We start from the raw sequence: 24,176 nt of genomic DNA on the forward strand, positions 1-24,176 counted from the left end.
CATGAGGTCGTTAGCTGATTTCGAATTTAATAAAGCGCCACTGTGCGATGGGATGATCCTGGCATCGGAATCGATCCGCCTGGATTTTCCGACGCAAGCGGTCTATGACGAACTGGAACGTCTGGCCAGTCTGGCGCATGAAGAAATTAGCCAGCTCCTGTCTCAGGATGAGCAACTGGAAAAATTGCTGGCACTTTTTTATGGCGAGTGGGGGTTCAGAGATACCCACGGCGTCTACCGTCTTTCTGATGCATTGTGGCTCGATCAGGTTCTGAAAAACCGCCAGGGGAGCGCGGTATCGTTAGGCGCAATCTTATTGTGGCTGGCTCACCGGCTGGGTCTCCCATTGGTGCCGGTCATTTTCCCGACCCAGTTGATTCTGCGTATTGAATCGCTGGAGGGGGAAATGTGGCTGATCAACCCATTTAACGGCGAAACGCTCGATGAGCATACGCTGGAAGTCTGGCTGAAGGGCAATATTAGCCCGGTCGCTGAGCTGTTTAACGAAGATCTGGATGAGGCGGATAACGCTGAGGTCATTCGCAAGTTGCTGGATACGCTGAAATCTTCCTTGATGGAAGAGCGGCAAATGGAACTGGCGTTGCGCGCCAGCGAAGCGTTACTGCAATTTAACCCGGAAGACCCTTACGAGATCCGCGACCGGGGGCTGATTTATGCGCAACTGGAGTGTGAACATGTTGCGTTGACGGATTTAAGTTATTTTGTTGAACAGTGTCCAGAAGACCCGATCAGCGAAATGATTCGTGCGCAGATTAATACCATTGCGCACAAGCAAATTGTTTTGCATTAATTAATCGACATTTTACCCATGGTTAAGGCGATCTTATGAAACAAAAAGTGGTTAGCATTGGCGACATCAACGTGGCAAATGACCTGCCATTCGTGCTGTTTGGCGGTATGAACGTGCTGGAATCACGCGATCTGGCGATGCGTATCTGTGAACACTACGTAACCGTGACCCAGAAGCTGGGTATTCCTTATGTGTTCAAAGCCTCTTTTGATAAAGCCAACCGTTCTTCTATTCACTCTTACCGTGGCCCGGGTCTGGAAGAAGGGATGAAGATTTTCCAGGAACTGAAACAAACGTTTGGTGTGAAAGTGATCACCGATGTTCATGAAGCCAGTCAGGCGCAGCCTGTCGCTGACGTGGTGGATGTCATTCAGCTTCCGGCATTCCTCGCTCGCCAGACCGACCTGGTGGAAGCGATGGCAAAAACCGGCGCGGTCATTAACGTGAAAAAACCGCAGTTCGTCAGCCCTGGTCAGATGGGCAATATCGTGGACAAATTCCACGAAGGCGGCAACGATAAAGTGATCCTGTGCGATCGCGGTGCGAACTTCGGCTACGACAACCTGGTTGTTGATATGCTGGGCTTTAGCGTGATGAAGAAAGTTTCTGGTAACTCGCCCGTTATTTTTGACGTCACCCATGCGTTGCAGTGCCGTGACCCGTTTGGCGCTGCATCTGGCGGTCGTCGCGCGCAGGTTACCGAACTGGCGCGCGCCGGTATGGCGGTAGGTCTGGCCGGTTTGTTCATTGAAGCGCACCCGGACCCGGAGCATGCGAAATGTGACGGTCCGTCCGCGCTGCCGTTAGCGAAGCTGGAACCGTTCCTGAAGCAAATTAAAGCGATTGACGATCTGGTGAAAAGCTTCGGCGAGCTGGATACCGAACACTAAGCGGGGATGATGTGTGCCGGAGGGCGTCTGACGCCGTATCCGGCCTACAATAAACGCGGTTTCGTAAGCCCGGAAAGCGTAAACGCTACCGGGCTTTTTTGTCCGTCAGGCAAAAATGGTCATCAGGTAAGCGATAAACAGAGCCAGATGCGCCGCGCCGTTCAACACATTGGTTCGCCCGGTCGAGAAGGAAATGTGGCACAGCACCAGTGAGGCCACCATTACCACCATCTCCGGGGCGCCCAAACCGAAGAGCAGGTCATTTCCGGTAGCCCATGCAATCAGCGTCACCACCGGTACGGTCAGGGAGATGGTTGCCAGTACCGAACCAAAGAACAGGTTCATGGCTCGCTGTACCTGGTTATTCAACACCGCTTTCAGCGCGCCCAGCCCTTCAGGGGAGAGGATCAGCAAGGCCACGAGGAAACCGGTAAATGCCACTGGCGCATTCAGTTCGGTTAACAGTGTCTCCAGCGGATTGGCGTTCATTTTCGTCACGGCGATAACGGCAATCAGATGTACGATCAGCCATACAGCGTGCCAGATGTTGCTGTGCGCGGACGGCTTGCCGTGGTGCGGGTCATCGTCATCACTTTCATCTTCATGCTCGTAAACGAATAAACTCTGGTGCGTTTTCGTCTGAATCAGTAGGAAAACGCCGTACATTGCGGCGGAAATAAGCGCCACTAACAGCGCCTGAGCCGTAGTAAAATTCGCCCCTGGCAGCGCCATAGGGAAGACCAGCACGATAATCGCCAGCGGAAACAGGGCAATTAAATACTGTTTAATGCCAAACAGGTTCATATATTGCGTGGCGAATTTACGACCGCCAAGCAGCAGAGAAAAACCGACCAGTCCGCCAGTTACAATCATGATGATTGAATAGAGCGTATCGCGCATCAGCGTTGGCGCGGCGTCGCCGGTGGCCATCAATGCGGAAATTAAACTCACTTCCAGAATAACGACAGAAAGACTTAAGATCAGGGAACCGTAGGGTTCGCCGAGTCGGTGCGCTAATACATCCGCATGGCGGACAACGCTGAAAGCGCTGCTTAAAATACCAATAAGGGCAAGTATATTAATACCGATGACCACTGGTAGTGACTGACTGCTTCCCCATAAGAACAGCACCACCAGTGCCAGAACCGGGAAAATAAGCGAGGTCTCCTTGTGGCGGGTTTTCACCGCCTCATGTGCGTGTGTCATTATGATTCTCCATCTCCGCAGGTGTTTTTAATTATAAATGTATTAAAGATTGTAAAAAATAACAGAAATCGCGGCTTCATCATTGTGTTTTTACGTAATTTTACGGCATGGGCTATTTTTCCCCGCAGAGTGAATAAAAAAGTACGTCTTGTTTAGAGAGTATATGAATAACAGTGGGTTAGTGACAAATAAAAAGTAAAATAGCACCCGACTGGCGAGACAAAACATTGTTGACCACACTAAAGGTTTACAGCAAAAAGAGGAGTCAGCAATGCCTTATAAAACGAAAAGCGATTTGCCGGAAAGCGTTCAGGATGTGCTGCCTGCACACGCGCAGGATATCTATAAAGAGGCGTTTAATAGCGCCTGGGAACAATATAAAGATAAAGCGGACAGACGTGACGACGCCAGCCGGGAGGAGATCGCGCATAAGGTTGCCTGGGCTGCCGTCAAAAATGATTACCAAAAAGGGGACGATGATAAGTGGCATAAAAAGCGCTGTTCGTCTTCGTGCCAGACCAGGCAAATGATGCGCGTTGAGCGTCTGTTGCCTTGCAAGCGGCGATTGAATTGCATATTGTCCTGTTAGTGGTTTCAAAATGAGCAGTTAAAATGCCCGGAAGGCGTCAAAAAAGTGTTGCAGGGAAGTTTGCAGTGGCGGAGGTGTAAGGTGTTAACGCGTGATTTTTTACTGAATGCCGATTGTAAAACGGCGTTTGGCGCTATTGAAGAATCACTACTTTGGTCAGCAGAACAACGGGCCGCTTCACTGGCGGCGACGCTTGCCTGTAGGCCCGATGATGGACCGGTGTGGATCTTCGGTTATGGATCGTTGATGTGGAATCCGGCGTTAGAATTTGACGAGTCCTGTACCGGTACGCTGGTCGGCTGGCACCGGGCGTTTTGTCTGCGTCTGACGGCAGGGCGTGGAACGGCGTGCCAGCCCGGACGGATGCTGGCGCTGAAAGAGGGCGGGCGAACTACTGGCGTGGCTTATAAACTGCCGGAGAACGCGCTGGAGCAGGAGCTGACGCTGCTGTGGAAGCGGGAAATGATTACCGGCTGCTATCTTCCCACCTGGTGCCAGCTGGCGCTGGATGATGGCCGGACGGTCAATGCGCTGGTGTTTATTATGGACCCGCGACACCCGCTGTATGAGTCGGATACTCGCGCTCAGATTATCGCGCCGCTGATCGCTGCTGCCAGTGGGCCGTTGGGCACCAACGCGCAATATCTGTTCTCGCTGGAACAGGAGCTTGCCAGACTGGGGATGCGGGACGATTGCCTGAACGATCTGGTGGCGAAAGTCAGAGGCTTGTTAGGTGAGAATCAGCCGGAAAGGGGATTCAACCCCGGATTTGCCTGAGCGTTGCCCCTGAATCCAGGGGCAAAAACATCAGGCTGCGATATAACTGATGGAGTGTTCCAGTGACTGGCTGTGGCTGTCGATCAGCACGTTCCAGACACCGGTGTACGGTACGGTCAGCCAGGCATTATCACGGTTCTGCACGCTTAAAATATCGGTCTGCGTGTCTTTGACGTGTTTTTTCTCGCTCATTAAATGGATGTGGCAGCGTTCAGAACAACGCACTATCACCGTATCCCCACCAAACAATTTCAAACTTGCTTTCACTAATGCCATTTTTCACCCCGTTCTTGAAAACAACGTACTCCCTTACGGAAGTGCTGCGTGATGTTGTTCACATTTCACTCACTGCATAACACCAAAGGGTGAGCTCACGGATGCTGATTTTGATCAAAAAATGGCATAACCATTAAACAAAAATGACAAAATACCTGAAAATCATTGAAAGGGCGTGGTAACTTTCGACAAAAACACGCCCTTATAAGATTAAATTCGGAAATGCCCGGCAGTTTCAGCCAGCTCGCCTGCCTGGCTCTGCAAGGCGCCTGCGGCAGCGGCAGACTGCACCACCAGTTCAGCGTTCTGTTGCACCATGCGATCAAGGTGGTTCACGGAGTGATTTATTTCCTGAATGCCTTTCATCTGCTCACTGGTGGCGATGCTGATTTCATGCATGATGCCGGAGACATGGCCGATGCTGGACAGGATCTCCTGCATACTTTCTCCGGCCAGATGAACATAACGTGAACCTGTCGCGACGCTGGTGGTTGTGGAGTCGATCAACGATTTAATCTCTTTTGCCGCCTGCGCGCTGCGGCTGGCAAGGTTGCGCACTTCACCCGCGACAACGGCAAACCCGCGGCCTTGCTCTCCCGCCCGGGCGGCTTCGACCGAAGCATTCAGCGCCAGAATATTGGTCTGGAACGCAATGCCGTCGATCACGCTGGTGATATCGCCGATTTTCGCCGATGCCCCTTCAATGGATTGCATTGTCGTGATTGCCTGCGAGACCACGTCGCCGCCGCGCGTGGCGGCCTGTGAGGCTTTTTGCGCCTGATCGTTGGCTTCGGCGGCAGATTCCGTGGACTGGGCGACCGATGCGGTGATTTGCTCAACGGCGCTGGCGGTTTCACGCAGGCTGGAGGCGGCCTGCTCGGTACGGCCTGAAAGGTCGCGGTTACCGGCGGCAATCTCCTGCGCGGCCATTTTCACCGAGGCGCTGGCATCGCGTAGCTGTACCATCACTACGGACAGCTTATCGCTAAAACCGTTAAACGCCCTGGCGATTTGCGCGACTTCGTCCGTGCCGCTGTCCGGCAAACGCTGAGACAAATCGTTCGTCCCGTTGGCAATGGCATGCATCGCGTCGCGGATCGTGGACAGACGCTTCATCAGGCGAGCCACCAGAAGGTGCATCACTGCGCCGCCCGCGAGAACCAACAGCAACAGGGACAGGGTGGACGCCTTCAGCAGCGCCAGCATGCCGGAGGTTGCCTCTTTTTCGTCTAACGCCACGACCAGCCACCAGTGGGTTCCTTGCACTGGCGTCGCCAGCAGCGTTTTACTACTCTCGCCGATCAGCGCCTGAACAGGGTGTCCGCTTTTTACCTGATTGAAATCCACGCCGCTGACGACCTGCGCGAAAGGTTTCATCGTCAGCGCCGGATCGTTGGCGGCGATGAGCGTTCCGTTTTGGTCGAGCAACATACCGCTGCTGGCGGGCGTCGGTCGAATACCGTGTACATTCGCCACGACGGCATCCATCGCGACATCACCGGCGACCACCGCTTTCAGTTCGCCATTCTCTTTCACCGGAACGGCGAACGTTACCACCAGCTTGCCGGTTCCGGCATCAACATAGGGGGCCGTAACGACGGCGGCGTCAGCGCTGACAACCTGTTGATACCAGGGACGTGATGTCGGATCGAAATCTGGCGGTATGCCTGCCGGGTCGGAGAATTTTGCTGTTTTGCTGGCATACCCGACATAGATATTCGTAAAGCCGCCGCCCAGCGCCATTTGACGAAATACCGGCACCGGATCGTCGGTTAGCGCCGCCTGCTGCAACGAGGAAATCATATTCATTTTGCTGCTAACCCAGTCGGTAATCGCCAGACTGTGGCTGGCGCTGGTGCTGGTGAGCGTATCCTGCTGCGCTTGTCGGTTATCGAGACGCGTTACCTGAAGGTTAATCAGCGTGTTAAGGAGGAGGGCGACAACCAGACATCCCGTTGTCGCCGCAATAATACGGGCGCGAATTGAGCTGAACATAGTATTTCCTTCAGTGTGGTATTGGAAATCCTATCGGTTACCGGGCGACGAATCTTGAGGCTGCAACCGCGTCCATAAGAAAATAGTATCAGCAGGGCTAAACGCGCGTTAAGCGCTAATGAAGGTGCGCGGAAACCAGGGGCAATTCCCGCGCCAGGGATCAGAAGGTCAGAACTTTATCCGCCGCCAGCGTCCACTGGGCCAGTTCGACCAGCGTACCGACTTCCACGCCGTCAATGAGCGGCAATGTGGTGATTCCCCGCCCGTCGGTACAGGTTTTACACAGTTTCACCGGGACGTCCTGCGCGGTCAGGATCTCCAGCATTTGCTGGATATTGTAACCTTCCGCAGGCTTCTGTCCGCGTAATCCTGCGGTGACGGCATCCGACATTAAAAATAAACGCAGGTCGAGGTCGCCGGCCTGTTCACGTAGCGCAATGGCCAGACGCAGGCTGTTAAATAACGCTTCGCTACCGTATGCCGCACCGTTTGCGACGATCACTATCTTTTGCATTTTGACTCCTGTTGTCAGGGGGGCATGGATATTGCTTGTAGTTACGGGTAGACCTGTTACCCGGGAGAGCAACGATGATGACGAATATGGAAAGCCGCCCCGGCGCCACCCAATGGTTTCATTATGCGCGCCAGCTTGAGAATACGCAGCTTCGCCAACTGGCGCAGTCAGGGAAGCTGGTGTCCCGGATTAGCCATCTGGTGCATATGCTACAGTGCGAACGCGGCGCATCCAACATCTGGTTGTGTTCCGCAGGGCAACTTTATGGGCCGGAGATACGCGCCAGCCGCGCGCTGGTGGACGAAGAACACGCCCGGTTGCAGTCCCTGTTGCAGGAGATGAGGCCGATGGCGAACAGCGCGCTCTGTCATCGCATCGCCGGGGCTGTCTGGTGTCTGGAGCAGTTGCCGCAGTTGCGCGAAGCGGTCAGTGGACGGCATAGCGATGCGCCACAGGCGATGGATCAGTACAGCCGAACGCTGCGCCACCTGTTAAGCATTGTGCCGCAGCTTAACGACAACATCGACCATCCCCACATCGCCGGAGGGATGGTCGCGCTGTATAGCTTTATGCAGGGTAAGGAGCTGGTGGGGCAAGAGCGGGCGCTGGGGGCGATAGGGTTTACGCAAGGGGCGTTCAGCCACGAGATGCGACAGGAGCTGGTGGATCGCATTGACGGACAGCAGCTCTGCTTTGACACCTTTATATCGCTGGCGTCTCCGACGGTGGTTCACGCATTTCGCCAGCAGTGCGAAGCGGAAGCCGCTATCGAACAGTGGCGCCGTCTGGCCTGTACGCGCCAGCCTGCGCCCGATAAGGGCGAAAGCGCTTTACGCTGGTTCACGCTCCAGACGCAACGGCTGGAGCAACTGCGCAGCATCGAGGAGATGCTGATCGCCGAGTTAATGTCTGCGGTGGAGCGTCGTCTGGCGCAGGATGAGACAACGTTGCCGCTCGCCAGCTGGCTGGATGATGCCACCGACGATACGTTCTCATTGCGCCGGGATAAGCAGTTGCTGCTGGTTGTGCGGCAACAGGCGCGGGAGCTGGAGCAGCTCAGCGGGCAACTGGCGTCGCTACAGGATGCGCTGGAGGAGCGAAAGGTTATTGATAAGGCCAAATATGTGCTGATGCATCACCAGAATCTGTCTGAAGAGCAGGCCTGGCAGTCGCTGCGCAAAATGGCGATGGATAAGAACCAGCGGATGGTGGACATCGCGCGTGCGCTGCTCACGGTGAAATCGCTCTGGCAGGTGACAACCAAAGGGTAGCTGCACAACGGCTGGGCATCGTGTGCCAGATTCGGGTGCAAGCGCGTTCGCGTACCGCCTGAAAAGCGGCGGAATAGGGGCATGTTGATGTTGGCATCTGAATTGCAGGACTGAAATGGTAAAAGAGTTCTGAAAACAGTTTAGCGGCAAACCAACGACGGTTTGCGCGCGTTTGGGATAAAGGCGTCCTGCAATGCTTCGGCATTGCCGGGCGCTTTTTTTTGCAATGGGGAGCATGTATGGGTGACAGGTCTGTTTCATTGACGCGACGTCGATTATTGCAGGCAGGGGCCGCGATGGGCGGGGTGCTGCTGGTGCCCGGTTTGATGCAGTCCGTGTGGGCGGCAGGGTCGGACAAACCCGAACTTGAAATTGTCAGAGTCGGCTTTATTCCGCTCACCGACTGCGCGCCGCTGATCATCGCCGCGTTGAAAGGGTTTGATAAGAAATACGGCATTACCCTCGTGCCGACCAAAGAGGCCAGTTGGGCGGCGGTGCGCGACAAACTCGTTTCCGGCGAACTGGACGCGGCGCATGTGCTGTATGGCCTGCTCTATGGTCTTGAGCTTGGTATCGCCAGTAAGCCGCAGCCGATGGCGAACCTGATGACGCTAAATCAGAACGGGCAGGCAATCACGCTGTCGACGGCGCTCCAGGAGAAAGGTATTACCGACGCTGGCGGATTGAAAAACATGATCGCCGGACAAGCGCCCGGCACTTACACCTTTGCGCATACCTTTCCGACCGGAACGCATGCGATGTGGCTCTATTACTGGCTGGCCAGCGCGGGGATTAACCCGTTCTCTGATGTCCGAATGGTCGTCGTGCCGCCGCCGCAAATGGTGATGAACATGCGTATTGGCAACATGGTGGGTTTTTGCGTCGGTGAACCGTGGAATGCCCGTGCGATTAATGATCGCATTGGTTTTACCGCCACGACCTCGCAGGCCATCTGGCCCGATCACCCGGAAAAAATCCTGGGAACGCGCCGTGACTGGGTCGAACAACATCCAAACACCGCCAGAGCGCTGGTCAGCGCGGTACTGGAGGCGGCGCGCTGGATCGACGCCTCAGTGGAAAACCGACGCGAAACCGCACAAATACTGGCTCGTCGCGCCTGGCTCAACACTAAAGAGCAGTACCTGACCGGACGTATGTTGGGCGAGTACGACAACGGCGCAGGGCATCGCTGGCAGGACGCGCACGCCATTCGTTTTTATCACGATGCGGAAGTGAGTTTTCCGTGGCATTCCGACGGGATGTGGTTCCTGACGCAGTTTCGTCGCTGGGGGCTGCTCAAGGACGCGCCGGATTATAACGCCATCGCCGCCCGGATTAACCGCACGGACATCTGGCGGGACGCCGCCGCAGCGGTAGGCGGCATCACGCCGCCTTCTCAGCTGTTACGCACCAGCACCCTCATGGATGGTTCCGTATGGACCGGGCGGGACCCCGAACGTTACGCCAACAGCTTCACTCTCCATCATCAAGGGGCCTGACATGAAAACAGTACAAAACGCGCAAAGACGCATTCCTGAACCCGCCGCCGGTGAAGTGATTACGCTGCCGCCCGTTACGGTGCGCAGGCGTAATCCGCCGCTGTCGCATCTGATGCGAACGCTGGCGCAGCGAACCGTTCCCGCATTGCTGGGGCTGGCGCTGCTGGTGGTGGGCTGGCAACTGGCGGCCATTAACAGCAAAGGCTTCCCGACGCCGCTCAGCACCCTTGATTCCGCGCTGACGCTGTTTGCCGACCCGTTTTATAACGGTGGGCCTAATGATATGGGGATTGGCTGGAATGTGCTGGCGTCGCTACAGCGTGTGGCGATTGGTTTTGGGCTGGCGGCGCTGGTGGGGATTCCGCTTGGCTTCCTGATCGGCCGGTTCACCTTTTTCTCACGCATGTTTACCCCGCTGATCGCGCTGCTGCGACCGGTCAGCCCGCTGGCCTGGTTGCCAATTGGCTTGCTGCTGTTTCAGAAAGCGGAACCGGCATCAAGCTGGACTATTTTTATCTGCTCTATCTGGCCGATGGTGATCAACACCGCCGAAGGCGTGCGACGCATCCCACAGGATTACCTTAACGTTGCCCGTGTCCTGCAACTCCCGGAATGGACGGTGATGCGCCGTATTCTCTTTCCGGCGGTTCTGCCTGCGGTGCTGACCGGCGTACGCCTGTCTATCGGCATCGCCTGGCTGGTGATTGTGGCGGCGGAAATGCTCACCGGCGGCCTCGGCATTGGCTTTTGGATCTGGAACGAGTGGAACAACCTCAATGTGGAAAACATTCTCATCGCTATCGTCATCATCGGCGTGGTTGGCCTGTTGCTGGAGCAGGGCTTAATGCTGGTGGCGCGTCGTTTTAGCTGGCAGGAAAAATAAGGGGAACACCATGAAACCGTTAATTCAGGTACAGGCTGTCAGTCAGCGTTTTTCTACCGCCAGCGGCGAATTTCTGGCGTTGCAAAACGTCTCTTTCGACATTCATGAAGGTGAAACCGTCAGCCTTATTGGGCATTCCGGCTGCGGGAAATCGACGCTGTTGAATCTGATTGCCGGAATTACGCTCCCTACCGACGGGGGGCTTATTTGCGACAACCGGGAAATCGCCGGGCCGGGGCCGGAAAGGGCGGTGGTCTTCCAGAATCACTCGCTGCTGCCGTGGCTGACCTGCTTCGATAACGTTGCGCTGGCGGTTGATCGGGTCTTTCGCCGCACGATGGGGAAAACAGAGCGTCGGGAATGGATTGAACACAATCTTGAACGGGTGCAAATGGGGCACGCCATGCACAAGCATCCGGGAGAAGTGTCCGGGGGGATGAAGCAGCGCGTCGGCATCGCCAGGGCGCTGGCGATGAAACCCAAAGTGCTGCTGATGGATGAACCGTTTGGCGCGCTGGACGCCCTGACGCGCGCGCACTTGCAGGACACGGTGATGCAAATCCAGCAGTCGCTCAATACCACCATTGTGCTGATTACCCACGATGTGGATGAAGCGGTGCTGCTCTCCGATCGCGTGCTGATGATGACCAACGGCCCGGCGGCGACGGTAGGCGACATTTTGCCCGTCACGCTTCCTCGCCCGCGTAATCGCGTGCAGTTGGCTGACGACAGCCGATACCACCAGTTGCGCCAGCAGATTCTTCACTTCCTCTACGAAAAGCAGCCGAAGGCGGCGTAGGGAGGCGGTATGACGCAGCGACTGGTCATTATCGGAAACGGGATGGCCGCCACCCGTCTGGTGGAGGCGCTGCTTGCGCGGGCGCCGCAGGCCTTCACGATAACCGTGGTGGGGGAAGAACCGCAGCATGCGTATAACCGCATTCAGCTTTCGCCCGTACTGGGCGGCGAAAAGCGCTTTGCGCAGACGCTGCTGCATCCGCCTGAGTGGTATCAGCGCCACGGCGTCACGGTGCTGACGGGGGAAGCCGTCATCGCCGTTGACGCGATAGCGCGTACCGCCACCACCACCGGTCGAACGCTGGCGTGGGATGCGCTGGTGTTTGCCACCGGCTCGATTCCGTTTATTCCGCCGATCCCCGGCGCTGATTTATCCCATGTGCATGCTTTTCGCACGATTAACGATGTGGACAGCATCCTGCATGGCTGCGGGCCGGTTGCCGTGCTGGGCGGCGGTGTGCTTGGGGTCGAAGCGGCCGCCGCGCTGCGACTAAAAGGTGACAATGTCACGTTAATTCATCGCGGCAATCGGTTTATGGAGCAACAGTTGGATGAGCAGGCCGGGGAACTGCTGGCGGAACACCTTAACGCACGCGGAATTGACTGCGTGCTGTCGTCCGGTATCGACAGGATTACGCCTGATGACGTCACGTTGACGAACGGTTGCGTGCTGTCTGCAACGCGCGTGGTGATTGCCACTGGCGTAAAACCCAATACGGCGCTGGCGCAGGCAAGCGGGGTGCCCTGTCAGCGTGGAATTGTGGTGGACGGGCAACTGCGCACGGCGGTGGCGGGGATCAGCGCGATAGGCGAGTGCTGTGAAATCGACGGTCAGACCTGGGGGCTGGTCGCGCCCTGTCTGGCGCATGCGGAGGTGCTGGCGGCTCGCCTGGCGGGAACCCCCGGCGCTGATTTTCACTGGCAGGACAGCGGTACGCGTCTGAAGGTGACGGGCATCGATCTGTTCAGCGCCGGGGAGGTAAACGCCACGGCAGGTGATGACCTGCTGCGCACATTTGACCCGCTGAGCGGCCATTACCGTCGTCTGCTGATCCGCAATGGACGGTTACAGGGGGTGCTGCTGATGGGCGATTGCCGCAGCGCCGCGCCGTTGACTGATTCGCTGGCGCAGGCTGCGTCGGTGAATCCTGACTGGTTATTCGACAGATTTGATACGCAGCCTGCGGCTGCAGGACAGGTGACTATGACAAAACCCACGTTGGCTGTTGTTGGACACGGTATGGTTGGCCACCATTTTCTTGAGCAATGCGTTAGCCGCAATCTGCATCTTGACTATCAGATTGTGGTCTTTGGCGAAGAGCGTTATGCCGCCTATGACCGCGTTCATCTGTCGGAGTATTTCGCCGGGCGCAGCGCAGAATCGCTCTCGCTGGTGGAAGGCGATTTTTTTGCCCGCCACGGTATTGAGCTGCGGTTGTCGCAATGCGTCACGGCGATCGATCGGGATGCCCGCGTTATTCGCACCGCCAGCGGACATGAAACGCACTGGGATAAACTGGTGCTGGCAACCGGATCATATCCCTTTGTTCCGCCAGTGAAAGGCGGTGATTCGGCGGCGTGTTTCGTCTATCGCACGCTGGACGATCTGGATGCGATTGCCGCGAAGGCAAAACACTCTCGCCGTGGGGTGGTGATTGGCGGCGGGCTGTTGGGGCTGGAGGCGGCGAACGCCTTGCGGCAATTAGGGCTGGAGACGCATGTTGTCGAGTTCGCGCCATCGTTAATGGCGGTTCAGCTTGATAACGCTGGCGCGGCGATGCTGCGCGAAAAAATCGAGGCGCTGGGCGTGAGCGTGCATACCTCGAAATCCACTGCGGAAATTGACTCCACCCCGCAAGGGTTACAGTTGGTGTTTACGGATGGTGAGCGTCTGGAGACGGATATGGTGGTGTTTTCTGCCGGTATTCGCCCGCAGGATGCGCTGGCGCGCGGCGCCGGACTTCGTATCGGAGAACGCGGCGGGGTGTGTATTGATAACCACTGTCTGACCTCTGACGCGGATGTTTTTGCCATCGGTGAATGTGCGCTCTGGGACGGCAGGGTGTTCGGGCTGGTTGCGCCGGGCTACCAGATGGCGCGCGTGGTGGCAGCGCAGTTGGCCGGTGAAGATGCGGCGTTCAGCGGGGCGGATATGAGCACCAAACTCAAATTGCTGGGAGTGGATGTGGCCTCGTTCGGCGATGCGCAGGGGCGCACGCCAGGCGCGCAAAGCTATCAGTGGACGCATGGCCCGGAGCAAATCTACAAAAAAATTGTGGTCAGCGCGGACGGCAAGACGCTGCTGGGCGGCGTGCTGGTGGGTGATGCGGCGGATTACGCCACGTTATTGCAAATGATGCTTAACGGTATGGCGCTGCCTGGGCAGCCGGAATCGCTGATTTTACCTGCACTGGCGGGCAGCGTGCCGAAAGCGTTGGGCGTTGCGGCATTACCGGACAGCGCGCAAATATGCTCTTGTCATAACGTCAGCAAGGCGGACATTTGCCAGGCGGTCAGCGCGGGCGCAACGGAGATGGGCGCAATCAAGCAGTGCACCAAAGCGGCAACCGGCTGCGGTGGGTGCAGCGCGCTGGTGAAACAGGTGATGGAGTTCCAGCTGGCGGCACAGGGCGTGGAGGTTAAAAAGGATATCTGCGAACACTTTGCGTATTCGCGACAGGAGATTTACCACCTAGTGCGGGTGAACCGCATCCACACCTTTGAGCAGTTGATTAGCCGCTATGGTCGCGGGCATGGTTGTGAGATTTGCAAACCGCTGGTGGGCTCGGTGCTGGCCTCCTGCTGGAATGAGTATCTGCTAAAACCTGCGCATCTGCCGTTGCAGGACACCAACGATCGTTATTTTGCCAATATCCAGAAAGACGGTTCGTATTCCGTCGTACCGCGCATGGCGGCAGGCGAGGTGACGCCGGATGGGCTGATCGCCATTGGCGAAATCGCCAAACGTTATCAGCTCTACAGCAAAATTACCGGCGGGCAGCGTATCGACTTGTTTGGCGCGCGCCTCGAACAACTGCCGGATATCTGGCGCGATCTGGTTACCGCCGGTTTTGAAACCGGGCACGCCTACGGGAAGTCGTTGCGCACGGTGAAATCCTGCGTCGGGTCAACCTGGTGTCGCTATGGCGTTCAGGATTCAACCGGTCTGGCCGTCACGCTGGAGAACCGCTACAAGGGACTGCGCGCCCCGCACAAAATCAAAATGGCGGTCTCCGGCTGTACCCGCGAGTGTGCCGAAGCGCAGGGGAAAGACGTTGGCGTGATCGCCACCGATAAGGGCTGGAACCTGTATGTCTGCGGAAACGGCGGTATGAAGCCGCGTCATGCGGATCTGTTCGCCAGCGATCTGGATGACGCCACGCTGATTAAATTCGTGGATCGCTTCCTGATGTTCTATATCCGTACCGCCGATCGCCTGCAACGCACCAGCACCTGGATGGATAATCTTGAAGGGGGCATCGACTATCTGCGCGAGGTGGTTATACACGACAGCCTGGGTATCGGCGACGAGCTTGAACAGGAGATGGCACGGATTGTGGAAACATACCAGTGTGAATGGCAAACCACGCTGAATGATCATCAGCGTCTGGCGCTGTTCCGCTCCAGCGTGAACGGTGACGAACCGGATGAAGCCGTAGCGCGCCAGATGCTACGTGGACAGCCGCAGCTGGCGAAACCGGCGGCGCCAGCGAGAACCATCCTGCCGACAAAACCCTGGCAGGAGGTTTGTCAGCTGGAGGAGATCCCCGAGCAGGCGGGCATTGGCGCCCGTTTAGGCAACCTGCAAATTGCGCTGTTTCGCTTTGGTCAGACGATTTACGCCCTTGATAACCATGAACCCGGCAGCGACGCAAACGTGCTTTCCCGGGGAATTCTGGGGGATGCCGGCGGTGAGCCCGTTGTCATTTCACCGCTCTACAAACAGCGTATTCGCCTGCGCGATGGTCGGCAGTATGACAGCGGTGAGCCCGTTGTGCGCGCCTGGCCGGTGAAAGTCGAAGCGGGCAAGGTATGGGTCGGGAATCAGGCGCTACTGCTGCGTGCGGAGGCGTCATGAATGAAACCCGGACAACGTGCCCTTACTGCGGCGTCGGCTGTGGGGTGATCGCCCGCGTCAGCGAACAGGGCGTCACGGTTCAGGGCGATCCCGATCACCCGGCCAATTTTGGGCGACTGTGTGTGAAAGGCGCCGCGCTGGGGGAAACCACCGGACTGACCGGACGGTTATTACACCCGCAGGTTAACGGTGAAACGGTAAGCTGGCAGCAGGCGCTGAACACGGCGGGCGAGCGCCTGCGCAGCATCATCGCGCAATATGGCCCAACGTCGGTGGCTTTCTACGCCTCGGGACAACTGCTGACGGAAGACTACTATGCGGCGAATAAACTGATGAAGGGATTCATCGGTGCGGCCAATATCGATACCAATTCACGCCTGTGCATGTCGTCAGCCGTTACGGGCTACAAACGCGCGTTTGGCGCGGATGTGGTGCCATGCAGCTACGAAGATATAGAGCGCAGCGATCTGGTGATTCTGGTCGGCTCGAACGCGGCGTGGACGCATCCGGTGCTCTATCAGCGCCTGGTGCAGGCGCGAAAAGAGAACCCGTCCATGAAAGTGGTGGTGATTGATCCCCGGCGCACCGCCACCTGTGATATTGCGGATATGCACCTGGCTCTGACGCCCGGCAGCGATGGCGGGCTGTTTGTCGGGCTGCTGCACGCCATCGCGACAAGCGGCGAATATGACGTCGATTTTGATGATGCGCAGGCGGCGTTTGCCCGCGCCAGCCGCTGGCCTGTTGAGCGAGTCGCGCAATTTTGTGGTCTGGAACCCGCGGAAATCCGCCGGTTTTATGATGGTTTTCTGACCGCGCCGCGCGCAATCACCCTTTACACGATGGGGATTAACCAGTCCGCCAGCGGCAGCGATAAATGCAATGCGATCATTAACGTACACCTTGCCAGCGGTAAATACGGGCGGGAAGGCTGTGGACCCTTTTCGCTGACCGGACAGCCAAATGCGATGGGAGGGCGTGAAGTCGGCGGGCTGGCGACACAGCTGGCGGCGCACATGAATTTTGAGCCGCAGGATCTGTCGCGGGTTGCCCGTTTCTGGGGCACGGAGCGGCTGGCGCAGACGCCGGGGTTGATGGCGGTGGATCTGTTCGACGCTATCGCGCGCGGCGAGGTGAAGGCGGTGTGGATCATGGGCACGAATCCGGCGGTATCGCTGCCGGACACTCATGCCGTCTGTCAGGCGCTGTCTGCCTGCCCGTTGGTCATTGTCTCGGAGGTGGTGGCCGATACCGATACCAGTCGACTGGCGCATATCCGGTTTCCGGCGCTGGCCTGGGGGGAGAAAAACGGCACCGTGACCAACTCTGAACGGCGCATCTCGCGTCAGCGCGCATTTTTAACCGCCCCCGGCGAGGCCAGAGCAGACTGGTGGATTGTCGCGCAGATGGCGAAACAACTCGGCTTTGGCGAGGCATTCGCCTGGCAGGATGCGTGGGATGTCTTTCGGGAACACGCTGCGCTGTCGGGGTTTGAAAATGACGGCGACCGCGCGTTTGATATTGGCGCGCTGGCGGATCTGAGCCGCGCGGCGTGGGATGAAATGGCGCCTGTCCGCTGGCCGGTCAGCCGTCACCACGGAGCGCTGGACCTGGCTCGCGGCTGGCATCGCAATAAGCGTCTGCGGCTGGTGCCCGTTGAACCGGAGGGCATGAGAACGCGCTGTGACGCACTCTATCCACTTATTTTAAACAGCGGCCGCCTGCGCGATCAGTGGCACACCATGACCCGAACCGGAACGGTGGTTCGGCTTATGCAGCACATTAGCGAACCAATTGTTGAGGTTTCACCGTCCGATGCCGCCCGTTTCCACCTGGTGGATGGCGCATTTGGCCGTATCAGCTCTTCGCGCGGGGTAATGGTCGCCAGAGTGGTGATTCAGGCCGGCTTGCGGGAAGGGACGGCGTTTACGCCGATGCACTGGAATAATCGCTTTGCCCGGCAGGGAAGGGTGAATGCGCTGGTCGCGCCCGTCTGCGATCCTCAATCAGGGCAGCCGGAGAGTAAACAAACGGCGGTACGCATCACGCCGTGGCAGCCGTGCTGGCAGGGGGAGCTGTTCATCCGCGAAGAGATAACCTTTCCTCCTTTTGTTCACTGGTGGCGTAAAGCGGCGGAAGGCGTGGCGCGTTTCACCCTCGCAAGCGATCGTGACGATCGCGACTGGTTGCTGGCGATGTGCCGCGAACAGCGCTGGCAATTGCAGACCGCGCAGACGCCGCAGGGGCTGAATATTCTGGCCTGGCAGGCGGGACAATTAATGCTGGGGTTCTGGTCAGATGCGATAAAACCCGAAACAGACGATGCGGCGGTGATTGCCGCGTTCCGCCATCCGCCGGAAAACGCCCCTGAACGGCATGGCCTGTTGAGCGGCAAACCAGGCGGCGGGATGCCCGACCAGGGACGCATTATCTGTAGCTGCTTTAGCGTGGGGGAGTGTGCTATTCAGCAGGCTATCGCACAAGGGTGCGACTCCGTTCAGGCGCTGGGCAAAACATTACGCTGCGGCACCAACTGCGGCTCATGCGTACCGGAGCTGAAAGCGCTGCTGGCGCAAACGGCATCCGCCGGAAGCCTGGGATTCTCCTGAAAATGCGATAAAGGGCTGCAAAACGCGGATGGAAACGTTATGGTTTTAGTTAAGTGTGAGATTTCATTCGTTTAATGTAAAAGCAGCTGACAATTTGAGCCGTATTGTTTATCGCCCTCTTTCCCTTTGCATACTCTTGCTGCTGGCAGGCGGTACTGCCAGCGCGCAATCCTCGTTTATTCAACAGGCGGAAAATCCCTTCGATAACAACCAGGATGGTTTACCTGATTTGGGCATGACGCCTGAGTCACACGAAGGTGAAAAACAGTTTGCTGAGATGGTGAAAGCCTTTGGCGAAGCGAGCATGACCGACAATGGGCTGGATACCGGCGAGCAGGCGCGTCAGTTTGCGTTTGGCCAGGTGCGGGACGCCGTGAGTGAACAGGTGAATCATCAACTGGAGTCCTGGCTTTCGCCCTGGGGGAATGCGAGTGTCGATCTCAGGATTGATAACGAAGGGAGCTTTACCGGCAGTCGTGGGGGCTGGTTTATTCCCTGGCAGGACAACACGCGGTATCTGACCTGGAGTCAACTCGGGCTGACTCAGCAGGACGATGGCCTGGTCAGTAATGTCGGCATCGGCCAACGCTGGGCGCGTGACGGCTGGCTGTTAGGGTACAACACTTTTTATGACAACCTGCTGGATGAAAATCTGCAACGGGCGGGATTTGGCGCGGAAGCGTGGGGCGAATACCTGCGATTATCCGCCAATTACTACCAGCCTTTCGCTTCCTGGCATGAACAGACCACCGCCTTAGAGCAGCGTATGGCGCGCGGCTACGATGTTACCGCGCAGATGCGTATGCCGTTTTATCAACACCTCAACACCAGCGTCAGCGTGGAACAGTATTTCGGCGAACGGGTGGATCTGTTTGACTCAGGCACGGGATACCATAATCCGGTAGCGGTAAAACTGGGGCTTAATTACACGCCGGTGCCGTTGGTGACGGTGACGGCGCAACATAAACAGGGCGAGAGCGGGGTGAGCCAGAATAATCTGGGGTTGAACCTGAATTACCGTTTTGGCGTGCCGCTGAACAAACAGCTGTCGGCCAGCGAGGTGGCGGAGAGTCAGTCGTTGCGCGGCAGTCGCTATGACAACCCGCAGCGCAATAATCTCCCGACGATGGAGTACCGTCAGCGTAAAACGCTCACTGTTTTTCTGGCGACGCCGCCGTGGGATCTCCAGCCTGGCGAGACGGTGCCGCTGAAGGTGCAGATTCGCAGTCGGCATGGCGTTCGTCATGTGACGTGGCAGGGCGATACGCAGGCGCTGAGTCTGACGGCAGGAGCGAAGGCGGACAGCGCAGAGGGCTGGACCATTATCATGCCGGCCTGGGACAGCAGCGAAGGGGCGACAAATCGCTGGCGGCTGTCGGTCGTTGTTGAAGATGAGCAGGGCCAGCGTGTCTCCTCCAATGAGATCACGCTATCACTGACTGAACCGTTTATGGCGATGCCCGATAACGATCCGCGCTGGAAGCTGCTCCCGGAGGAGTAATCAGAAGATGCGTTCCTGATGCACCCATACCGCCGCTTCGACGCGTGACTTCAGTTTCATCTTCTTCAGCATATGTTTCACATGCACTTTGACCGTACTCTCGGTGATATCCAGGCGGCGGGCGATCATTTTATTCGGCAGTCCCTGGGCGATCAGCTTCAGGATATCGCGTTCGCGCGGCGTCAGTTGGGTCACGTCGCGGTCAGAGGTCGCGCGGTTTGCCCGCAGACTGGCGGCCAGAACCGGCGTTAACGCTTCGCTCAGCACCATTTCGCCAGCGGCCGCTTGCTGTAAGGCTTTCAGCAGATCTTCCGGCTCCATATCTTTTAACAGATAGCCGTCTGCGCCGCGCTTCAGCGCCGTCACCACGTCTTCTTCATGATTGGACACGCTGAATACCACGATACGGCCTGACAGTGATTTCTCACGCAGCTTATCCAGGGTTTCCAGACCGTTCATGCCCGGCATGTTCAGATCCAGCAGGATCAGATCGGGATCAAGAGACTCTGCCAGCTCAATACCCTGCTCGCCATTACTGGCTTCGCCGATCACGCTAATATCGGGCGCCATGCTGACAAGCTGTTTAACACCGGTCCGTAACATCGGATGATCGTCGATCAGCAGGATGGTAGCCGGTTCCTGATTACTCATGGGTATCTCCTTGGACTTCTGTGAAGTTTGTTTCGGGAATAAAGGTGACAGCAACTTCCGTACCGCCCGTCTCACGACGGCGTACACGACAATCGCCACGCAGGCTCTGCGCGCGGTCACGCATAATAATCATGCCATAATGGTTACTGCGCTCGGCGTTTTCTGGTACGCCGCAGCCGTTGTCTTTTACTGTCAGTTTGACCTGATTGCCATTTTGCACCACGGCGACGGCCACCTCATCGGCATGGGAATGCTTGAGGGCGTTACTTAACGCTTCGCGGGCAATTTGCAACAGGTGGATAGCCTGATGCGACGGCACCCGTCGCGGCGGGAGCTGATAATCCAGCTTCACCGTAAAACCAAATCGGGCGCTATATTCCTGACAGCTCGCCTCCAGCGCAGGCCGCAGGCCGGGTTCGGTCAACTGTAACCGGAAGGTGGTCAACAGTTCACGTAGCTGTACCCAGGAGGTATTCAGTTCGTTGCGGATCTGGCTGAGCAACTCGCGGCTGCTTTCCGGCAACGTCGCGCCCTGCATTTGCAGACAGCTGACCTGCATCTTCATGCAGGAGAGCGATTGTGCAATAGAATCATGAAGTTCGCGGGCAATGGTGGCACGCTCTTCCATCACAATCAACTGTTGCTGGCGTTCCTGATTTCTGTCCAGCGCCAGCGTAGCGGTCAATTGCTCGACCAGCGTATCAATCATCTGCTGCTGATCGTGACTCAGATGGCGCCCGTGCGGCAGCGTCGCCAGCAGAATGCCGTATTGCGTATGGGCATCGGTAAGTCGCCATTTCAGCGTGCTGCCGCCGTTGATCGCGGGCAGCGCGCCGCGCGGGCAGAGGTGGCACCCTTTGTCATCACAACTGCTGTCGGACTGGCAGGTGAACTCCTGATGATTATCTTCATCTTCCAGGTCATAAACCCGCAGTTCAATATCGTGCAGCAGCGTCAGGTTTTGCAGGCCGTTCAGCACCGGGGAGAGGCGCTCGCACAGTGGCACCTGGGAATGCAGGCGGCGGTTGGCCTGCCACAGGAATGAGAGGATCTGGTTTTTATGCTCCAGCCCGGCCGTCTTTTCCTGCACGCGTTGTTCCAGCACGGCGTAACTTTCGGCCAGTTCTTCTGACATGTTGTTGAGCGCTGAGCCTAACATCGCCATCTCATTGCGCCCGCTGATATGCGCCCGCTGGGTGAAGTCGCGCTGGCTGACGGCTCGCGCCATCGAAAGCAGTTGTTTCCACGGTTGCAGCAGGCGCGCCCGTAGCCAGATGATCGTAAAGACGAACAGCAACGCCATAAAGATGGCCATTAACCGATGCACCATCACCACGCGCTCAATGCGCAGCTCGGTCGTGTGATCAAAGGCGGTGACTAACCGATCCAGACCGGAGACAAAACGCATAACATCGCCGGCAACGGCGTTTCTGTCCTGCGCGCGTTGCAGCCCTGGCGCCAGTTCCGTATGCCAGTAGTCCTGTAGTGCGCGAAGCTGCTCTTGTTGCCCGTCGCGTTCCGCAGCGCGGGTCAGTTCAGGGCTGAACGCCGTCTGTTTCATCTCATCCAGCAGTTTTTGGTCGTGGGCGCTCAGCGGCACTGCTGCCAGCAGGCGATAGCTCTGCATACGCAGCGAACCGGCCTTGTTGATCGCATGAGCGCTGCCTTGTACGCCCTGAACCAGCCAGCCAGAGATAGCCATGCCCGCCACACCGATAGCGGTGGACAGGAGAACAATAAGCGCCAGTTGGTTGACCAGCGTGAGTGGAGAGAGACAACGTTTAAACATGTAGACTTCTTCCTTCAGGCTTCCTGCTCAGGAAACCTTAATGAATGACGATTCTGCCGGGATGCTCACCGAGGGGCGTTTCGACAGTGACGTTATTCTCAGTCATACCCTGGAGTATACCCATACCTATAACGAGTTACCTCTTAATTGCTGGTGGTGGGAGGGGATCGCGAAGCCGGGGGGTAGGGTTATACAGCACCGTGAAAAACCACATCTTTTTTGTCGACAAAGCCTACTCACTAAGGGGCATGATAATTTTTAGCCGCGAATAATGACGGCTTTTCCTTTGATTTATATCAACTTACCCCCGGCTGTAAACCCTAATGTGGCAGACATCGAATCGAGTAACAGAGGTGTCTATGAGTCACTCATCTGCCCCCGAAAGGGCATCTGGAGCTGTAATCACAGAATGGCGGCCGGAAGATCCCGCTTTCTGGGAACAGCGTGGTCATCGTGTTGCCAGCCGCAACCTGTGGATTTCCGTCCCCTGTTTGCTGCTGGCGTTTTGTGTATGGATGTTATTCAGCGCCGTCGCGGTGAATTTACCGAAGGTCGGTTTTAACTTCACCACCGATCAGCTGTTCATGCTGACCGCCTTGCCGTCTGTTTCTGGCGCATTACTGCGTGTGCCGTACTCCTTTATGGTTCCTCTGTTTGGCGGCCGCCGCTGGACGGCGTTCAGCACCGGGATTCTGGTCATTCCTTGCGTATGGTTAGGTTTTGCCGTGCAGGACACCTCCACGCCGTTTAGCACCTTTATTCTGATTTCTCTGCTGTGCGGTTTTGCCGGCGCGAACTTTGCCTCCAGCATGGCTAACATCAGCTTCTTCTTTCCAAAACAGAAACAGGGCGGTGCGCTGGGTCTGAACGGCGGTTTAGGCAACATGGGCGTGAGCGTTATGCAGCTGGTCGCGCCGCTGGTGGTCTCGTTGTCTGTCTTTGCCGTATTTGGCAGTCACGGTGTGGAACAGCCGGACGGTTCGCAGCTGTATCTGGCGAACGCCGCCTGGATTTGGGTGCCGTTCCTGGCCATTTTCACCCTGGCCGCCTGGTTCGGTATGAATGAGCTGGCGACCTCGAAGGCTTCGCTGAAAGATCAGTTGCCGGTACTTAAACGTGGGCACCTGTGGATGATGAGCCTGCTGTATCTGGCGACGTTCGGTTCATTCATCGGCTTCTCCGCCGGGTTTGCGATGCTGTCTAAAACGCAGTTCCCGGAAGTACAGATCCTGCATTATGCCTTCTTCGGCCCGTTAATCGGCGCGCTGGCCCGTTCTGCGGGCGGGGCAATTTCCGACCGTCTGGGCGGAACGCGGGTGACGCTGGTTAATTTTGTGCTGATGGCGATTTTCAGCGCTTTACTGTTCCTGACCTTGCCTTCTAACGGCCAGGGCGGCAGCTTTATCGCCTTCTTCGTTGTCTTCCTGGCGCTGTTCCTGACTGCCGGGTTGGGCAGTGGGTCTACTTTCCAGATGATCTCCGTTATTTTCCGCAAGCTGACGATGGACAGGGTTAAAGCGGAAGGGGGCTCTGAAGAGAAAGCGCTGCGTGAAGCTGCGACCGATACCGCAGCCGCATTGGGCTTTATCTCTGCGATTGGCGCAATCGGCGGTTTCTTTATTCCGAAAGCATTCGGGACATCTCTGGCATTAACCGGCTCACCGGTCGATGCGATGAAAGTGTTCCTGATTTTCTATATCGCCTGCGTAGTCATCACCTGGGCGGTATACGGACGTCATTCTAAAAAATAAAAAAGTAATTGTTTGATTATCCATTGCGCGGCGTTAGACCGCGCTTTTTTTTGCCTGTTTTTAGTTACAACATACTTATTTATAAATAAATAGCGCCGGTTTGTCAGAACAGCGTTCATTTATGCCTTGCAGGGGGCATACCCCTTAATACCCACTTATAAAGAATTTAACATTTACATAATGGATGAATTTGAAAATATTTATATTAATCAGTATGTTGAATGAATAAGAATCATCCTCCTTAAGGGGTATGTCAAAAAACACCCCCGATTTTCATCCCCGTCTGCC

The 24,176-nt window shown here is 56.8% G+C and carries 17 protein-coding genes and 1 pseudogene; 12 read left to right on the forward strand and 6 right to left on the reverse strand.

The window, feature by feature from the left end:
• The first annotated feature begins 1 nt into the window (after position 1).
• Complete coding sequence (gene sirB1 / locus OGX84_RS14170) at positions 2–811, forward strand: invasion regulator SirB1 (protein WP_012132161.1); 810 nt, start codon at positions 2–4, stop codon at positions 809–811.
• Between the two features lie 35 nt (positions 812–846).
• Positions 847–1,701 (forward strand): 3-deoxy-8-phosphooctulonate synthase, encoded by an 855-nt coding sequence (kdsA, locus tag OGX84_RS14175; RefSeq protein ID WP_012132162.1) that lies wholly within the window; start codon positions 847–849, stop codon positions 1,699–1,701.
• Between the two features lie 105 nt (positions 1,702–1,806).
• On the opposite strand, the gene chaA is transcribed toward kdsA, so the two are convergent.
• Positions 1,807–2,907, reverse strand: a complete 1,101-nt coding sequence (chaA, locus tag OGX84_RS14180; protein WP_012132163.1) for a sodium-potassium/proton antiporter ChaA — start codon at positions 2,905–2,907, stop codon at positions 1,807–1,809.
• Positions 2,908–3,178: 271 nt separating this feature from the next.
• Here chaA and chaB point away from each other — a divergent pair.
• Positions 3,179–3,403, forward strand: a pseudogene (gene chaB, locus OGX84_RS14185) (putative cation transport regulator ChaB); the annotation flags it as partial.
• A gap of 174 nt (positions 3,404–3,577) precedes the next feature.
• Complete coding sequence (locus OGX84_RS14190; protein WP_049010648.1) at positions 3,578–4,273, forward strand: gamma-glutamylcyclotransferase; 696 nt, start codon at positions 3,578–3,580, stop codon at positions 4,271–4,273.
• A gap of 30 nt (positions 4,274–4,303) precedes the next feature.
• Here OGX84_RS14190 and OGX84_RS14195 read toward each other — a convergent pair whose 3' ends face one another.
• The 3 genes from OGX84_RS14195 to OGX84_RS14205 form a co-directional block, all read right to left on the reverse strand.
• On the reverse strand, positions 4,304–4,549 hold the full coding sequence (locus OGX84_RS14195; protein ID WP_012132167.1) for a DUF1883 domain-containing protein: 246 nt from the start codon (positions 4,547–4,549) through the stop codon (positions 4,304–4,306).
• 210 nt (positions 4,550–4,759) lie between these two features.
• Positions 4,760–6,544, reverse strand: coding sequence for a methyl-accepting chemotaxis protein (locus tag OGX84_RS14200; protein ID WP_047463434.1), 1,785 nt, complete (start codon positions 6,542–6,544; stop codon positions 4,760–4,762).
• Positions 6,545–6,704: 160 nt separating this feature from the next.
• Entirely contained in the window at positions 6,705–7,058 is a 354-nt protein-coding gene (locus OGX84_RS14205) for a DsrE/DsrF/TusD sulfur relay family protein (protein WP_012132171.1), read from the reverse strand.
• A 74-nt stretch (positions 7,059–7,132) separates the two neighbouring features.
• On the opposite strand from OGX84_RS14205, the gene nasR reads away from it, so the two are divergent.
• From nasR to OGX84_RS14240, 7 genes are all read left to right on the forward strand, one after another.
• A complete protein-coding gene (gene nasR, locus OGX84_RS14210; RefSeq protein WP_012132172.1) occupies positions 7,133–8,329 on the forward strand; it encodes a nitrate regulatory protein NasR in 1,197 nt (398 codons plus the stop codon).
• Between the two features lie 239 nt (positions 8,330–8,568).
• On the forward strand, positions 8,569–9,828 hold the full coding sequence (locus tag OGX84_RS14215; RefSeq protein ID WP_047463436.1) for a CmpA/NrtA family ABC transporter substrate-binding protein: 1,260 nt from the start codon (positions 8,569–8,571) through the stop codon (positions 9,826–9,828).
• 1 nt (position 9,829) lies between these two features.
• A complete protein-coding gene (gene ntrB / locus OGX84_RS14220; RefSeq protein ID WP_012132174.1) occupies positions 9,830–10,711 on the forward strand; it encodes a nitrate ABC transporter permease in 882 nt (293 codons plus the stop codon).
• 10 nt (positions 10,712–10,721) lie between these two features.
• A complete protein-coding gene (locus OGX84_RS14225; RefSeq protein WP_012132175.1) occupies positions 10,722–11,510 on the forward strand; it encodes an ABC transporter ATP-binding protein in 789 nt (262 codons plus the stop codon).
• Positions 11,511–11,519: 9 nt separating this feature from the next.
• Entirely contained in the window at positions 11,520–15,587 is a 4,068-nt protein-coding gene (gene nirB / locus OGX84_RS14230; RefSeq protein ID WP_112002039.1) for a nitrite reductase large subunit NirB, read from the forward strand.
• Positions 15,584–18,196: a nitrate reductase gene (locus tag OGX84_RS14235; RefSeq protein ID WP_112002040.1), complete on the forward strand. Its 2,613-nt coding sequence runs from the start codon at positions 15,584–15,586 to the stop codon at positions 18,194–18,196. The genes nirB and OGX84_RS14235 overlap by 4 nt, the downstream gene beginning before the upstream one ends.
• A gap of 94 nt (positions 18,197–18,290) precedes the next feature.
• Positions 18,291–19,697, forward strand: a complete 1,407-nt coding sequence (locus tag OGX84_RS14240; RefSeq protein WP_024130295.1) for a YchO/YchP family invasin — start codon at positions 18,291–18,293, stop codon at positions 19,695–19,697.
• On the opposite strand, the gene narL is transcribed toward OGX84_RS14240, so the two are convergent.
• On the reverse strand, positions 19,698–20,348 hold the full coding sequence (gene narL / locus OGX84_RS14245; RefSeq protein ID WP_012132179.1) for a two-component system response regulator NarL: 651 nt from the start codon (positions 20,346–20,348) through the stop codon (positions 19,698–19,700).
• A complete protein-coding gene (gene narX, locus OGX84_RS14250; protein WP_112002041.1) occupies positions 20,341–22,137 on the reverse strand; it encodes a nitrate/nitrite two-component system sensor histidine kinase NarX in 1,797 nt (598 codons plus the stop codon). The genes narL and narX overlap by 8 nt, the downstream gene beginning before the upstream one ends.
• Positions 22,138–22,496: 359 nt before the next feature.
• Between narX and OGX84_RS14255 the strand changes: the two genes are divergently transcribed.
• Positions 22,497–23,888, forward strand: a complete 1,392-nt coding sequence (locus OGX84_RS14255) for a NarK family nitrate/nitrite MFS transporter (protein WP_024130296.1) — start codon at positions 22,497–22,499, stop codon at positions 23,886–23,888.
• The last annotated feature ends 288 nt before the right edge of the window (positions 23,889–24,176 follow it).

This window comes from Citrobacter sp. CK202 (assembly GCF_030333225.1).
In the GTDB taxonomy this organism is placed as follows: Bacteria; Pseudomonadota; Gammaproteobacteria; order Enterobacterales; family Enterobacteriaceae; genus Citrobacter_B; species Citrobacter_B koseri.

Coding starts and splice junctions, on each gene's coding strand:
- sirB1 (WP_012132161.1), top strand. CDS start 2: ATGAGGTCGTTAGCTGATTTCGAATTTAATAAAGCGCCACTGTGCGAT.
- kdsA (WP_012132162.1), top strand. CDS start 847: ATGAAACAAAAAGTGGTTAGCATTGGCGACATCAACGTGGCAAATGAC.
- chaA (WP_012132163.1), bottom strand. CDS start 2,907: ATGACACACGCACATGAGGCGGTGAAAACCCGCCACAAGGAGACCTCG.
- OGX84_RS14195 (WP_012132167.1), bottom strand. CDS start 4,549: ATGGCATTAGTGAAAGCAAGTTTGAAATTGTTTGGTGGGGATACGGTG.
- OGX84_RS14200 (WP_047463434.1), bottom strand. CDS start 6,544: ATGTTCAGCTCAATTCGCGCCCGTATTATTGCGGCGACAACGGGATGT.
- OGX84_RS14205 (WP_012132171.1), bottom strand. CDS start 7,058: ATGCAAAAGATAGTGATCGTCGCAAACGGTGCGGCATACGGTAGCGAA.
- nasR (WP_012132172.1), top strand. CDS start 7,133: ATGATGACGAATATGGAAAGCCGCCCCGGCGCCACCCAATGGTTTCAT.
- OGX84_RS14215 (WP_047463436.1), top strand. CDS start 8,569: ATGGGTGACAGGTCTGTTTCATTGACGCGACGTCGATTATTGCAGGCA.
- ntrB (WP_012132174.1), top strand. CDS start 9,830: ATGAAAACAGTACAAAACGCGCAAAGACGCATTCCTGAACCCGCCGCC.
- OGX84_RS14225 (WP_012132175.1), top strand. CDS start 10,722: ATGAAACCGTTAATTCAGGTACAGGCTGTCAGTCAGCGTTTTTCTACC.
- nirB (WP_112002039.1), top strand. CDS start 11,520: ATGACGCAGCGACTGGTCATTATCGGAAACGGGATGGCCGCCACCCGT.
- OGX84_RS14235 (WP_112002040.1), top strand. CDS start 15,584: ATGAATGAAACCCGGACAACGTGCCCTTACTGCGGCGTCGGCTGTGGG.
- narL (WP_012132179.1), bottom strand. CDS start 20,348: ATGAGTAATCAGGAACCGGCTACCATCCTGCTGATCGACGATCATCCG.
- narX (WP_112002041.1), bottom strand. CDS start 22,137: ATGTTTAAACGTTGTCTCTCTCCACTCACGCTGGTCAACCAACTGGCG.
- OGX84_RS14255 (WP_024130296.1), top strand. CDS start 22,497: ATGAGTCACTCATCTGCCCCCGAAAGGGCATCTGGAGCTGTAATCACA.